13 protein-coding genes are annotated in these 13,371 nt (G+C 60.2%); 7 read left to right on the forward strand and 6 right to left on the reverse strand.

The features are described 5' to 3' along the window. Nucleotides 1–67: 67 nt before the first annotated feature. Nucleotides 68–2,140 carry an AsmA family protein gene (locus tag ACDZ94_RS05675; RefSeq protein ID WP_221293790.1) on the reverse strand — a complete coding sequence of 691 codons (2,073 nt, stop codon included), beginning with the start codon at nt 2,138–2,140 and terminating at the stop codon, nt 68–70. A 368-nt stretch (nt 2,141–2,508) separates the two neighbouring features. Between ACDZ94_RS05675 and ACDZ94_RS05680 the strand changes: the two genes are divergently transcribed. The 7 genes from ACDZ94_RS05680 (at nt 2,509) to ACDZ94_RS05710 (ending at nt 7,661) form a co-directional block, all read left to right on the forward strand. Continuing rightward, the gene (locus ACDZ94_RS05680; RefSeq protein ID WP_064450441.1) at nt 2,509–2,880 is read left to right on the forward strand and encodes a hypothetical protein; all 372 of its coding nucleotides are present in this window, start codon (nt 2,509–2,511) and stop codon (nt 2,878–2,880) included. A gap of 151 nt (nt 2,881–3,031) precedes the next feature. Further along, entirely contained in the window at nt 3,032–3,664 is a 633-nt protein-coding gene (locus ACDZ94_RS05685) for a TetR family transcriptional regulator (RefSeq protein WP_064450440.1), read from the forward strand. A gap of 297 nt (nt 3,665–3,961) precedes the next feature. Next, complete coding sequence (gene ureE, locus ACDZ94_RS05690; RefSeq protein WP_064450439.1) at nt 3,962–4,462, forward strand: urease accessory protein UreE; 501 nt, start codon at nt 3,962–3,964, stop codon at nt 4,460–4,462. Continuing rightward, nucleotides 4,459–5,133: an urease accessory protein UreF gene (locus tag ACDZ94_RS05695; protein ID WP_432751186.1), complete on the forward strand. Its 675-nt coding sequence runs from the start codon at nt 4,459–4,461 to the stop codon at nt 5,131–5,133. Before ureE ends, ACDZ94_RS05695 begins: the two co-directional genes overlap by 4 nt. Nucleotides 5,134–5,154: 21 nt before the next feature. Next, nucleotides 5,155–5,769 (forward strand): urease accessory protein UreG, encoded by a 615-nt coding sequence (gene ureG, locus ACDZ94_RS05700; protein ID WP_017849719.1) that lies wholly within the window; start codon nt 5,155–5,157, stop codon nt 5,767–5,769. A gap of 26 nt (nt 5,770–5,795) precedes the next feature. Next, the gene (locus ACDZ94_RS05705) at nt 5,796–6,368 is read left to right on the forward strand and encodes a HupE/UreJ family protein (RefSeq protein ID WP_432751187.1); all 573 of its coding nucleotides are present in this window, start codon (nt 5,796–5,798) and stop codon (nt 6,366–6,368) included. A 171-nt stretch (nt 6,369–6,539) separates the two neighbouring features. Further along, a complete protein-coding gene (locus ACDZ94_RS05710; RefSeq protein ID WP_432751188.1) occupies nt 6,540–7,661 on the forward strand; it encodes an AGE family epimerase/isomerase in 1,122 nt (373 codons plus the stop codon). 120 nt (nt 7,662–7,781) lie between these two features. Here ACDZ94_RS05710 and ACDZ94_RS05715 read toward each other — a convergent pair whose 3' ends face one another. The 5 genes from ACDZ94_RS05715 to livM all read right to left on the reverse strand — a co-directional run bounded on the left by ACDZ94_RS05715 (nt 7,782) and on the right by livM (nt 13,369). Further along, a complete protein-coding gene (locus tag ACDZ94_RS05715; protein WP_064450435.1) occupies nt 7,782–8,687 on the reverse strand; it encodes a cation diffusion facilitator family transporter in 906 nt (301 codons plus the stop codon). Nucleotides 8,688–8,875: 188 nt separating this feature from the next. Then, on the reverse strand, nt 8,876–9,640 hold the full coding sequence (locus tag ACDZ94_RS05720; protein WP_064450434.1) for an SDR family oxidoreductase: 765 nt from the start codon (nt 9,638–9,640) through the stop codon (nt 8,876–8,878). Between the two features lie 866 nt (nt 9,641–10,506). Next, on the reverse strand, nt 10,507–11,223 hold the full coding sequence (locus tag ACDZ94_RS05725; RefSeq protein WP_064450433.1) for an ABC transporter ATP-binding protein: 717 nt from the start codon (nt 11,221–11,223) through the stop codon (nt 10,507–10,509). Continuing rightward, nucleotides 11,220–12,095, reverse strand: a complete 876-nt coding sequence (locus ACDZ94_RS05730) for an ABC transporter ATP-binding protein (protein ID WP_064450432.1) — start codon at nt 12,093–12,095, stop codon at nt 11,220–11,222. Before ACDZ94_RS05730 ends, ACDZ94_RS05725 begins: the two co-directional genes overlap by 4 nt. Beyond that, the gene (gene livM, locus ACDZ94_RS05735; protein ID WP_064450431.1) at nt 12,092–13,369 is read right to left on the reverse strand and encodes a high-affinity branched-chain amino acid ABC transporter permease LivM; all 1,278 of its coding nucleotides are present in this window, start codon (nt 13,367–13,369) and stop codon (nt 12,092–12,094) included. The genes ACDZ94_RS05730 and livM overlap by 4 nt, the downstream gene beginning before the upstream one ends. Nucleotides 13,370–13,371 lie beyond the last annotated feature (2 nt).

Consider the following 13,371-nt stretch of genomic DNA (forward strand, 5'->3'; position numbering starts at 1 on the left):
GTATTTGTCGACTGTTACTCCGCTATCGCAGGCAAGCCCGCTCCCACATTTTTTGTTTGCGGTTTCGTCAGTTACTTTTCACGGTCTTCGGCGCCTTGCCTTCCCTCATCTGCTGCAACAGCGGTGCACACTGGTTCGGCTCATCGCCACTCGGTGCCACCAGCGCCAGCAACCCGGCTGCCGGGCCGGCGATCACACCCAGTGCGACCATGCCTGCCCCACGCAGCATCAGCGGCACCGCTTTCACACCCGCATTGGGCTTGATAAACGGGCCGTTGACGTACAGCGGCGAACGCAGGGAAAACAGGCGAAAGCCCTTGGACTCGGGCGTGATGGTCAGGTCGAGCTGTTCGGTCGCCATGTTTGCGGTGCCATCGATGTAGATGATCGCGTTCTCGGTATCGAACACAAACAGGCGAGTGGTCGCAAGGCCGGTCTTGATGCCGAAGTCCGCGGCCGCGCAGTTGATCTTCACTTCTTTGTCGCCGAACAGGCGGCCCACCACATAGTTGCCCACGTTGAGCCCGGCGATTTCCATCAGGCCACGGCTGATCGCGCCGTCGTTGATGAGCATTTTCAGGTCACCGTTGGAGGAGCCCAATAAGGCCGCCACGGAGTTGCCGCGCCCGGAAACATCGGCATCGCCGTTGAGTTCACCAAAGCTGGTTTTCATCGGTTCAAACGTTGGGAACAGCTGCTTGAGCTTGAAGTTACGCGCGGTGAGTTTTGCGCGCCCTTCCATCGGTGTGATGCGGCCGTTCAGGCGAATCTGTGCATCCAGCTTGCCCCCAGCCACCCCAAAGCGCAGGGGTTCCAGGCTCAGCTCGCCGTCAGTGAGGACCAAGTGGGTATAGAGGTCTGTGAACGGCAATTCGGCACTGTGCACGATGCGTTTGCCGGTGAATTCCACATCGGCATCCATGTCGCGCCAGCGCTCGGTGCGGAACTCTTCCACCGGCAGCACCTTGGTCGCCGGTTGTTTGCTTTCGCCGCCACGGGCTTTCTGCTTGGCATTGGAGTCGGCACCGATCAACGGGGCAAGGTCGGTCATCAGCAATTGGTTGGACACCAGTTTGCCGCTGAGCTTGGGCCGGGGCTGACTGGCGACATAGCTCAGGTCGCCGTGGATATCACTGTTGCCGATCTTGCCGTTGAAGTTTTCATAGGTGAATGACGCGCCACTGGCTTCATGCAGCTTGGCGATCAGGTGACCGTCGGTGGAATAGGCCGGCGAGTCGGGCAGCGTCACGCCGGTCAGCGGGTAGAGGTTACCCAGGCTGGAGCCGGCGAGTTTCAGCCGCAGATCCAGGGCGCCAAGGTTCAGCGGGTCGGTCAGAGTGCCGGCGAGGGCAACGCTGGTGTCGGCGATTTTCACCTGGGCTTGCAGCGGGAACGGCTTGGCCGCGTCCTGCAAGGCGAGCAGGCCGCCGATTTTGCCGGTGCCGTCGAGCTTCTGACCGTGATATTGGCCTTTGACCTTGAGGCCGAACGCATAGTCCTGAGGCGCCGAACCTTTCTCGAGGGCCTTCTTGGCGTCGGCGTCGCCGACGATCTCGCCGAACGGAATAGGCTTGCCCAGCAGGTCAATGATCACATCCAGTTGGGTGTTGAGCGTTTGGTCGTCGAGCGTCACATGGCCTTTGTCGAAACCAATAGCGCCGATGTCCACCACCCAACTGGACGGTTCAGCGTTGGGGTCTTTGGGGTCGAACTTGAAAGTCCAGTTGGCGCGACCATCGGCCAGGCGCTGCAAGTCGGCACTCGGCTCAGTGAGGTCAATACGCGGGATGACCACACGCTGCGCCAGCAGCGCCAACGGAGAAATGCGCAGTTCTACGCGCTTGAGCGTGACCATCTGTGGTTTTTTCGACCAATCCGGGTTGCCCAGGGTCAGGTCCTCGGCAATCACGTGCGGCCAGGGCACCCAGGCCCGCCAGCCACCTTCATCCGCCTCACGTGCCCACACCACCGCCAGGTTGCCATTGATGGCAAAGGGGCGATGCAACTCTTCGGAGACCTTGGCATTGAGCGGCGGCTTGATGCGGTTCCAGTCGAAAAACACCAACACCAACACCACGACGGCGATTAACAGAACGAAGCTGGCGCAGCTCCAAGCGACAATTTTACGAGTGCGCGTCATTGCACAGGACTCCTGATTACGACTGAGGGTGCGCGCTGCCGCGCACCTTTTGACTACAGCTTATATGGCTACGACTGACAAATGATCTGGGGGTTTAGCCCGAGTACGAATTCATCGCAAAAAAAGCGACTCGTCCTACAGCCTGAAGCGACTGAACCATCAACAATGCACCGGTGTTACCCATGAACGGGTCGAAAATACCCACCATGGTGCAAAACCGCAGGCTTGAGAGGTGCGTTCTAGAGCCTCCGCAGGGAACAATCAATTCTGTTGATTATTACCATTGTGTTTATGAACTTTTATATCGACTTATCGAGAGTAGCATTAACCCTGTACCCACTTTATCGCCCTCCTAAGGAGCAACCCTCATGAAACGCCAATTACTCGCTACTGTTCTGCTGTCTGTCCTGGCTTCCAGCGCTTTTGCCCTGCCAGCCGCTGAACAAGCCACCCCACAGAACAAAGCCCAAGCCGTGCAGTCCAGCCAAACCCTCGCGCGCAGCGGTTCGCAAGAAGACGAAAACCGTGACTACGCCAAAGGCGCTGTTGCAGAAAATGGCTCGGATCACGCCAACAAACGTGCTTACGCCGAAGGCGTTGTCGAAGGTGGCCGTGATCGCCTGGAACAGAAAGGCCTGGTAGAAGGCGGTGCTGAACAAGCCAACGACCGCGCTTACACCCAAGGTGTTGCCGAAGGCGGTGCTGACCGTCTGCAAGAACTGCATCAAGCACAGAGCTAAGCCCGTGCTGGCCCAGAAAAAAGCCCGATCGGCCGATCGGGCTTTTGCTTTTATATAGACCCCGTCACGCTCAGCCCCCGCCAAGTTCGACGCCGATGAAGCTGTTTTGCTAGAGTGCGTCGCTGTACTTGCCGACAAAGCCCGCCCGCCGATGCTGCCCCGCGCCGAACAGAAGCAACAGACCCGCCTCGCCTTGATGGACGCAGCCCGCCATCTGATGGAGTGTGGCCGTGGGTTTGGCAGCCTGAGCCTGCGCGAAGTGGCCAAGACCGCCGGGATCGTGCCGACCGGGTTCTATCGTCATTTTGACGACATGGACCAGCTTGGGCTCGTCTTGGTGAGCGAAGTCGGCCAGACCTTCCGCGCCACCATCCGCCTGGTGCGCCACAATGAGTTCGTCATGGGCGGCATCATCGATGCGTCCGTGCGGATCTTCCTCGATGTGGTCTCGGCCAATCGCTCACAATTCCTGTTCCTGGCCCGCGAGCAATACGGCGGTTGCCTGGCCGTGCGGCAAGCCATCGGCGCGCTGCGCGAAGACATCACCAGCGACTTGGCGGCGGACCTCACGCGGATGCCCAAGCTCCAGCACCTGGATGCCGAAGGGCTGCACGTGATGGCCGACCTGATCGTCAAGAGCGTGTTCGCCACCCTGCCCGATATCATCGACCCTCCCGCCCATGCGCTGCCTGCTCACCTCACGCCGCAGGCGAAAATCACCCAACAATTGCGCTTTATCTTTATCGGCCTCAAACATTGGCAAGGGCTGGGCAGTACCGAGTAAGCCCATCAGCCTGGCGTGCGGAAGTCCGAATTCTGCCTCCCATAGGCCAAGCCCCTGAAAACGCCAGCACGAAAGAGATGAAAGAAATTTCATACAGAAGGTGGCGGATCTCGACGCAAAACGCCCACATCCAGTGCTATAAATCCCATTACGCACCAAATTGAAACACGACCGGAATGAGCGAATGCCCTATTCGGTGGCATGACGGTGCCTGCTTACAGGGTTTTCCTACTCACAGGTGTGATTGGCAAGCCCCTTGCTCTACCTCTCTCATCGCTCATAGCTGGAAGCCTTCTGATGCTGGTGATCCACCGCCGAATCGCCCCCCAAGCCCTCTGGGCTGCCGAACTGCTGCTGAACTTCGAAGCGCGCAGTAAAAGTCGCCTGCGCTGTTTCAGTGCCGATGGCGAAGATGTCGGCCTGTTTTTGGAGCGCGGCCAGCCGCCGCTGCACGATGGGGAATTCCTACACGCTGAAGACGGACGTGTCGTACGCGTCTGTGCTCGCCCTGAACAACTGCTGCACGTCACCTGCAGCAACGCGTTTGAACTGACCCGCGCGGCTTATCACCTCGGTAACCGCCATGTGGCCCTGCAAGTTGGCGACGGCTGGCTTCGCCTGCTCGATGACTACGTGCTCAAGGCCATGCTCGAACAATTGGGCGCCCACACCGAAACCATTGAAGCACCGTTCCAACCGGAACACGGCGCCTATGGCGGTGGCCATCATCATTCACGTCACGGTGATGAAGACTTCAATTACCCGCCCAAGCTGCACCAGTTCGGCGTACGTCTATGAACCCAGCCTGGGCGCTGTTGCGTCTGGCCAGTCCGCAACTGCCGATTGGCGGCTATAGCTATTCACAGGGCCTGGAAATGGCCGTGGAAAATGCGCGCGTCAATGACGCCGCCAGTGCGCGACGCTGGATCAGCGACCAACTGCTGCTCAACCTTGCGCGCTTCGAAGCACCGCTGTTGCTCGCCCATTGCCGCGCCGCCGCCGAACAGGATTGGCCGCGCCTGGCGCAATTGTGCCAAGAGCATCGCGCCAGCCGCGAGACCCGCGAGCTGTATCAGGAGAGCCGCCAGATGGGTTACTCCCTGCAACAACTGCTCAATGGCTTGCCTGAGCTGGACGACGCCGCGCGTGCATTTCTGGAGCCATGCGCCGAACCGCACCTGGCTCTGGGCTGGGCCCTGGCAGCACGCGCCTGGCACATCAGCCCCGACGACGCCCTCGCCGCCTGGCTATGGAGCTGGCTGGAAAACCAACTCGCCGTATTGATGAAGACGCTGCCCCTGGGCCAGCAAGCCGCCCAGCGCCTGACCAGCGAACTGCTGCCGCTGCTGCAACAAGCCCAGCAGGACGCCGGCCGACTCGACCCCAACCATTTCGGCAGCGCCGCGTTCGGCCTGTCCCTGGCGTGCATGGCCCACGAGCGCCAGTACAGCCGACTGTTCCGTTCCTAAGCCCTTTATCTGGAGAAGCACATGAATACACAACCCTTGCGTGTCGGCATCGGCGGCCCGGTGGGTTCCGGCAAGACCGCCCTGACGCTGGCGCTGTGCCTGGCCCTGCGCGATCGCTATAACCTGGCCGTGGTGACCAACGACATCTACACCCGTGAAGACGCCGACTTCCTGGTGCGCAACCAGGCCCTGGCGCCGGAACGCATCATTGGTGTGGAAACCGGGGGCTGCCCGCACACGGCAATTCGTGAAGACGCCTCGATCAACCTGGAAGCAGTGGATCAACTCAACCGCCGGTTTCCGGGCCTTGACCTGATTTTGGTGGAGTCCGGCGGTGACAACCTGTCGGCGACGTTCAGCCCGGAGCTGTCGGACCTGACGATCTATGTGATCGATGTGTCTGCCGGCGACAAGCTGCCGCGCAAGGGTGGGCCCGGTATTTGCAAATCCGACCTGCTGGTCATCAACAAGATCGACCTGGCGCCGCTGGTGGGCGCCTCGCTGGAATTGATGAACAGCGACACCCAACGCATGCGCAACGGTAAGCCCTTTGTGTTCAGTAACCAGAAAACCGGCGTCGGCCTGGATGAAATCGTCGCCTTTATTGAACGTCAGGGCCTGCTGACCGCCGCCTGATCTCACCCTAAAAAAGGAGCCTGTCCATGGGCCTCAACAAACTTCTCGCAACCGCCGCCCTGCTGCTCGCCCCCGCCCTCGCCTTCGCTCACCCCGGGCACGGGGACAATGGGCTGGTGGCAGGCATCAGCCACCCATTGGGCGGCATCGATCACTTACTGGCCATGGTCGCGGTCGGCCTCTGGGCGGCGCAGCAAAAAGGTAACGCGCGCTGGGCACTGCCTTGCACCTTTGTCGGCGTCATGTTGATAGGCGGCCTTTTGGGCTTTGAAGGCCTGCAATTGCCGGCGCTTGAGAGCGGGATTGCCGCGTCGGTGCTGGCGCTGGGCCTGGCAGTGGCACTGGCGGTGCGGCCGCCGTTGTTCGTGGCAGTCGGTGCCACGGCATTGTTCGCGCTGTTTCACGGCGTGGCGCATGGATTGGAGCTGCCGGACATGTCCAGCCCGTGGGCGTATGCGGCCGGTTTCGTGGGCGCAACGGCAATATTGCATGCGGCCGGGTATGCGGTGGTGCGTTTCCTGCCGGCGGCGGCTGCACCGTTGGTGCGGGTAGCAGGTGCGGCTTCGGCGGCGACTGGGGTTTGGTTGCTGGCGGGCTGATTTTCAGCGCCTGCAAGGGCTTCATCGCAGGCAAGCCAGCTCCCACATTTGATTGGGTTCACACATCAAAATGTGGGAGCGGGCTTGCCCGCGATAGCGGTAGCACAGACACCGCCTATCCCAAGCCTGCTACCATGCGCGCCTACACCCCTGCCGTGACGACGCCAGCCGATGCCCATCGCTCCAAACTCCGCTTCCCAGCCTTCATTGAATGCCGTGCTCACGCACTTCCATGACCTGATCGTGCCGCTGTGGCAGGGCCCGGGCTGGAATGCCGAGTTGGCGTTGCCGTATGAGGCTCTGGACGCCAATCACACGCCATTGCCCCCGCAGCGCTACCGCGCCATGGCCTGTGCCCGGCAGCTGTACCTGTTTGCCAGCCTGATCGGCAAGCCCGGTTCGGCCTTCGCCGAAGAGCGCGCGGCGGCGCTGTTTCGTTCCCTGCAACGGCACTTCCATGACGCCGAGCACGGTGGCTGGTTCTACAGCATCGACGCCCACGGCAAGCCGCTGGACAAGCGCAAAGACCTCTACACCCACGCCTTCATCATCTTCGCCTGCGCCCACTACTGGGCCAAAGTGCGTGAGCCGCTGGTGGAGTCGGTGCTCGATGCTGCCCTGGAAGTGGTCGCCGAACGCTTCGCCACCGGCGACGGCCTGTACGAAGCGGTATTGGAACGCAACTGGTCGTCCCTCAAGTCCGGCCCCCTGCAAAACCCGCTGATGCACCTCGCCGAAGGCTTCCTCGCCACGCTGGCCGTGCGTGAGGACGCCATTACGCAAGATGCGCTGCTGGACCTCGCTAGCGCGATGCAGAAGCGCTTCATCGACCGCCAGCACGGCGTGATGATGGAGAAACCGCTGGGCGCTGTGGATAACTGGTTTGAGCCAGGCCACCAGTTCGAATGGTTCTTTTTGCTGGAATCGTCAGACGTACTGCGCAGCACACCGTTGCATGCGTCGCTGACCCGGGCGTTTGCCTACGCCGAGCTCAAGGGTGTGGATAAACTCAGCGGTGCGGTCAGCGGCATGCTCGCCCTGGATGGCAGCGTGCGCGACGGCACTCAGCGAATCTGGGCCCAGGCTGAATACCTGCGCGCACTGACCTTGCGACCGGACAGTGAAGCGGTGCTGCAACGCCAATTGCTGGCGCTGCAACAGCACTTCCTGCATGACAAAGGCTGGCACGAATGCCTGGACGCCAAGGGCGCCGTGAGCCGACGGGATATGCCGTCGACCACGCCGTATCATTTGGCGACCTGCTATCAAGGCCTGATCCAGCATCTCGGCTGATTTTCAGGGCCTCATCGCAGGCAAGCCAGCTCCCACATTCGACCGCATTCCAACGGTAGGACGCGGTTAAATGTGGGAGCGGGCTTGCTCGCGAAAGCCTCCCCTCGGTCTAACTGACTGTCACGCAATCCACTTGCGATCCCCGGTAAAACTGATCGTCAGCCAGCGCGCCGCATCCGGCGTGCCGAGCCCTGTGGATATTTCTTCACGCAGCCCATCGAGGGTCGCGACGTTATCCACCGGGTAGTTGGCCGGCAATACCACATGAATCTCGATAAACCGCGCCCGCCCGTGTTTTTGCACGTAGGACACATAGTCGTCGAAACCATGCTTGGCCTGGGCCGCGTCCATGACCTCGCGCACCTTGTCGTCCAAGTGGTCCGGCGCAATCCCCAGCACTTCGCGCAACGCCGGGCGCAGGATCTTGAACGCCGGCGCCAGCATGCTCAGGGCCAGCAGGATCAGAATCAGCGGGTCGACATACACCGCCCACTCGCCATAGCCCTGAGACTTGAGCAACAGCGCGGCGAGAAAGCTGATCAGCAAGCCCACCGAGAGCATCGCGTCCACCATCCAACTGATGTTGTCGAACTGGATCAGCGAGGATTTGAGTGTGCGATTTCGATAGCGCACGTAAAAGAAGTAGGCAAATTCGACGACGGTAAACACCGCCGCATAAATGATCACCAGTCCCAACTCGATTTCGCGCCCGCCATTGATAATCCCGAACACACCGTTGAGAAACGCGTAGATGGCGATCAACAACAGAAAGCTGCCTTCGATCAGCAACACCATGGGTTCCAGGTGCCAATAGCCGAACTGGAAGCGCTCGTTGCTTTTCTTGGCGATCAGCTTGGCCGTGATCAGCATCAACACCTTGATGGCGGTGGCGATCAGCGAGAAAAAGCCGTCGAATAGAATGGATTGGGCGCCAGAAATAACACCCGTGACAATCCCGGCGATCGCTACGGCGAACATCAGGATGGTCGATTGTTTGAGCAGTGCCTGCTCACCTCGGTTACTCACATTTCCTCCTGTCAAAACCTTTAAACCGCACAGTGCGGAGGGGTTTTCAGGGGTGGAGTGTACCTTATGTCGTGTTTTGGCCGATTTGACGCCATCGCAGGCAAGCCAGCGCCCACATTTTGACCGTGTGAACCCGATCAAATGTGGGAGCTGGCTTGCCTGCGATGGACGCGACGCGGTCTTAAGCCTTACTTGGCCCCACGCTCAATCGCAAACCCAGCCCAGGTCTGGCTCACCGGCATCAACTCAAGACGGTTGATGTTGACGTGCGCCGGGGTGTTGAGCACCCAGAAGATGGTGTCGGCGATGTCCTGCGGCTGGATCGGCTCTGCACCGGCATAGGTGGCGTCGTAGCGCGCCTGGTCACCGCCGAAGCGCACCAGCGAGAACTCGCTCTCGCACAGGCCTGGCTCGATGTTGGTCACACGCACGCCAGTGCCTTGCAGGTCGCAACGCAGGTTCAGCGAAAACTGCTTCACGAACGCTTTGGAGCCGCCATACACGTGGCTGCCCGGGTACGGATAGCTGCCGGCGATGGAGCCCAGGTTGATGATCCCGGCGCCACGGCCGTGGGCGATCAGGCGCGGCAACAGCAGGCTGGTGGTGGTCAGCAGGCCTTTGATGTTGGTGTCGACCATGGTTTCCCAATCGTCGAGGCTGCATTTGGGCGCAGGGTCGGTGCCCACCGCCAGGCCGGCGTTGTTGATCAGGCCGCGCAGTTTGGCGAATGAGGGCGGCAAGTTGGCGATGGCGTCTTCCATGCCCTTGCGGTCACGCACGTCCACGACCAGGCCGTGCACTTCGGTCTGCTTGGAAAGCTCTTCAACCAATGCATTCAAACGGTCGGCACGACGGCCGGTGAGCACCAGTTTCCAGCCGGCGTCGGCAAAACGACGGGCGCAGGCTTCGCCGAAGCCTGAGGTTGCGCCAGTAATAAACAGCGTGTCGGACATGGTGTTCTCCTTGCGAGCATCGGAAAAAAGTTGCCAGCAGAATGCCCTTACGCCGTCGTCGCGGCAACCGCTAAGCGCACAACTTCATCTACAGCTGATCAATTTTTAACCACTCACAGCTAACCCATATAAACCGGGCCCTGCAGCCACATGCGCGCAGGTTATCCACAACTGCGCCCACAGTCTTTGGGGGCAAGTGCAAAACGGCTCAAGCCGCTGTGTGCAAGGCTTACAGGCAGTTTTAGAAAGTTTTTTGCTTGACCTTGGACGGGGCGTATGTAGGCCCATGCACAGAGGGAAAATTCGAACGATGGCTCCAGGCCAGTCATTCCGGCCTCTGCGGCCGTCTTTCCAGAGTTTAGTCACAGACTTATCCACAGGCTGGAGGGACATTTTTCGGTCATATACCTGTGTCTTTAAACAGGTTGACAAAACCCTTGGCCGGTCACGAAAAACCTGTTGATCAGAAAACAACCACCACGCTGCAGGCCACGCAGTTAAAGGCTTTCAGCCAGCTACTCCCACGTTACCCACAGCCGGTTCCACAGCGAATGGGGACAAGTCAAAACTGTGACAAAACAGGGATTTGCGGCGGCTATATGTCGCGCTTTAGAGGGTGGCTGGATTTGTTTTCCACAATTTGGCGGACGGCCTGGGAACACTACAAAAACAAATGTGGGAACCGGGCTTTATGTGGGAGCTGGCTTGCCTGCGATGCAGACACCTCGTCCGTTCGGGCAAACGCAAAACAACTGTGGGAGCGGGCTTGCTCGCGAATGCGGAGGGTCAGTCAAACCATCTGAAACTGACACACCGCATTCGCGAGCAAGCCCGCTCCCACAGGGGGACTTGCGCCAAAATTTAAATCAGTGCCCGCCCAGGTAGGCGTTACGCACTTCCTCATTCACCAGCAACTCCTTGCCGGTGCCGGTCAGGCGAATCTCGCCGTTAACCATCACATACGCACGGTCCGACAAGCGCAATGCATGGTTGGCGTTCTGTTCCACCAGGAAGATGGTCATCCCGGTGGCCGCCAGCTCGCGCAGGGTGGCGAAGATCTGCTTCACCACAATCGGTGCCAGGCCCAGGCTTGGCTCATCCAGCAGCAACAGCTTGGGCCGGCTCATCAGCGCACGGGCAATGGCGAGCATTTGCTGCTCACCACCAGACATGGTCATCGCCCGCTGGGTACGCCGCTCCTTGAGCCGGGGGAACAGCTCAAACATGCGCTGCATGTCTTCCTGGGCGAATTTATCGCCAATCGGGATGGTGCCCATCAGCAGGTTTTCCTCGACGGTCATGTCGGGGAACACCCGCCGCCCTTCCGGCGACTGCGCAATGCCGTTGGAGGCGATGTAATGGGACGACTTGTGGGTAATGTCGACACCGTTGTAGATGATCTGCCCCGACTCGGCCCGTGGCTGGCCGAAGATCGACATCAGCAGCGTGGATTTACCCGCGCCGTTGGAGCCGATCAGGCTGACGGTTTCGCCTTCGTTAATGTGCAGCGAGACTTTTTTCAGGGCCTGGATCGGGCCGTAAAACACGTCCAGGTCCTTCATTTCGAGGATAGGCCCGTTCATACAAGCTCCTCTTCGTCTGCGCCCAGGTAGGCGGCAATCACTTTTGGATCATTACGGATCGCTTCCGGGCCGCCCTCGGCGATGACGTTGCCGTGGTCGAGCACCACGATGTGGTCGGAAATACTCATTACCATGCCCATGTCGTGTTCGATCAGCACCACCGTGAGGTCGTGTTCGTCGCGCAGCAGGCGAATCATCGCGCTGAGCGCTTCGGTTTCCTGCGGGTTGAGGCCCGCTGCCGGTTCGTCCAGGCAAATGATCTGCGGCCGGGTGCACATGGCCCGGGCGATTTCCAGGCGGCGCTGCTGGCCGTAGGAAAGCTCACCGGCCAGGCGGTTGGCGCAGTCCACCAGGTCGACCACTTCCAGCCAGTAGAACGCGTGGTCGAGGGCGTCGCTTTCGGCCTTGCGATAGCCTTTGGTGTTGAGGATGCCCGCGAGCATGTTGCGGTTGACCCACATGTGCTGGGCCACCAGCAGGTTTTCCAGCACCGACATTTCCTTGAACAGGCGAATGTTCTGGAAGGTCCGCGCCAAGCCGGCGCGGTTCACCAGGTGGGTGCCGCCGAACATCTTGTAGTACACGCGGCTGAGGAAGCTTTTCGGCGACACGAAGTCCACCGCTTTAAACCGCTCACCGAGCAGCTGGATCACGTTGGTCTGCTTGCCCCGCACGTTGAGTTCGATCTTGCCGCCACTGGCTTTGTAGAAGCCGGTGAGGCAGTTGAACACGGTGGTCTTGCCGGCGCCGTTGGGGCCGATCAGGGCGAAGATCGAGTTGCGTTCGACCTTGAGGCTCACATCGCTCAAGGCCTTGATGCCACCGAAGTGCATCATCAGATGTTCCACGGACAGAACGACTTCCTTGCTCATGGCGCCACTCCTTTACGTGGGGTCACACCGGTTCGGCTGATTCGAATCAGGCCGCGCGGTCGCCAGATCATCATCACCACCATCAACACGCCAAACAGCAGCACGCGGTACTCCGAGAAGCTGCGCAGCAGTTCCGGCGCCACCGTCAACACGAACGCCGCGATCACCACGCCGACGGTCGAACCCATGCCGCCCAACACCACGATGGCCAGGATCAGCGCCGACTCGAAGAAGGTAAACGACGATGGGTTGACGAAGCCCTGGTAGCTGGCGAAGAACACCCCGGCCAGACCGGCCGTGGACGCACCGATGGTGAACGCCGACAGCTTGACCAGTACGTGGTTCAGGCCCATGGAGCGGCAGGCGATTTCATCTTCGCGCAAGGCTTCCCAGGCGCGGCCGACCGGCATGCGGGTCAGGCGATGCTTGATATACAGCACGGCCAGCACCACCAGGAACAGCACAATGTAGATGAACATGAACTTGATGTTGGGGTTGTAATCGATGCCGAAGAACTCATGGAACGGAATCCCGCCATCCTTCGCTTTACGCCCGAATTCCAGGCCGAGGAAGGTCGGCGAAGGCACCGGCATGCCGTTCGGCCCACCGGTAAACGACAGCCAGTTGTTGAGCACCAGTCGAATGATTTCACCGAAGCCCAAGGTCACGATGGCCAGGTAGTCACCGTGCATTCGCAGCACCGGGAACCCGAGTATGCACCCCGCCAGCGCCGCACAGATTGCGGCCAAGGGCAGCACCGTCCAAAAGCCCAGGCCGAGGTATTGATAACCCAATGCCAGGCCGTAGGCACCGATGGCGTAGAACGCCACATAACCCAGGTCCAGAAGACCGGCCAGGCCCACCACGATGTTCAGGCCCAGGCCGAGCAACACGTAGATCAGCCCGAGGATAACCACGGTCAGCAGGTACTTGTTGGCGAAGATCGGGAACACGATGGCGATCACGATCAGTGCCGGGATGATCCAGCGCAGCCGCGACTTGTAGTCCGGCGGCAGCACATGCACGCCGGAGCCACTGCTCTCGAAGCCCTGCAAAATCTTCAGGCCCTTGGGGGTTTGCAGGAACAGGCTCATGGCAAAGCGGCCGACCATCACGATGGCGACCAGGACCGCCACACGGGCCGGTTGCAGGTTGAAGCTGTAGCCGTCGAGGACCACGCCGACGATCGGACCGAACACGATCAACGAAATCAGCCCGGCAAGGACCGTATCGACGACACTTTTCTTGATATCGATAGATTTGGCAGCAGACATGT

The organism is Pseudomonas sp. UBT (assembly GCF_050915955.1).
In the GTDB taxonomy this organism is placed as follows: domain Bacteria; phylum Pseudomonadota; class Gammaproteobacteria; order Pseudomonadales; family Pseudomonadaceae; genus Aquipseudomonas; species Aquipseudomonas antarctica_A.

What these genes read in the sequence shown, in the direction of transcription:
- ACDZ94_RS05675 (WP_221293790.1), bottom strand. Translation starts at nt 2,140, where the DNA reads ATGACGCGCACTCGTAAAATTGTCGCTTGGAGCTGCGCCAGCTTCGTT.
- ureE (WP_064450439.1), top strand. Translation starts at nt 3,962, where the DNA reads ATGCTGGTGATCCACCGCCGAATCGCCCCCCAAGCCCTCTGGGCTGCC.
- ACDZ94_RS05725 (WP_064450433.1), bottom strand. Translation starts at nt 11,223, where the DNA reads ATGAACGGGCCTATCCTCGAAATGAAGGACCTGGACGTGTTTTACGGC.
- ACDZ94_RS05705 (WP_432751187.1), top strand. Translation starts at nt 5,796, where the DNA reads ATGGGCCTCAACAAACTTCTCGCAACCGCCGCCCTGCTGCTCGCCCCC.
- ACDZ94_RS05695 (WP_432751186.1), top strand. Translation starts at nt 4,459, where the DNA reads ATGAACCCAGCCTGGGCGCTGTTGCGTCTGGCCAGTCCGCAACTGCCG.
- ACDZ94_RS05680 (WP_064450441.1), top strand. Translation starts at nt 2,509, where the DNA reads ATGAAACGCCAATTACTCGCTACTGTTCTGCTGTCTGTCCTGGCTTCC.
- ACDZ94_RS05710 (WP_432751188.1), top strand. Translation starts at nt 6,540, where the DNA reads ATGCCCATCGCTCCAAACTCCGCTTCCCAGCCTTCATTGAATGCCGTG.
- livM (WP_064450431.1), bottom strand. Translation starts at nt 13,369, where the DNA reads ATGTCTGCTGCCAAATCTATCGATATCAAGAAAAGTGTCGTCGATACG.
- ACDZ94_RS05720 (WP_064450434.1), bottom strand. Translation starts at nt 9,640, where the DNA reads ATGTCCGACACGCTGTTTATTACTGGCGCAACCTCAGGCTTCGGCGAA.
- ureG (WP_017849719.1), top strand. Translation starts at nt 5,155, where the DNA reads ATGAATACACAACCCTTGCGTGTCGGCATCGGCGGCCCGGTGGGTTCC.
- ACDZ94_RS05730 (WP_064450432.1), bottom strand. Translation starts at nt 12,095, where the DNA reads ATGAGCAAGGAAGTCGTTCTGTCCGTGGAACATCTGATGATGCACTTC.
- ACDZ94_RS05685 (WP_064450440.1), top strand. Translation starts at nt 3,032, where the DNA reads ATGCTGCCCCGCGCCGAACAGAAGCAACAGACCCGCCTCGCCTTGATG.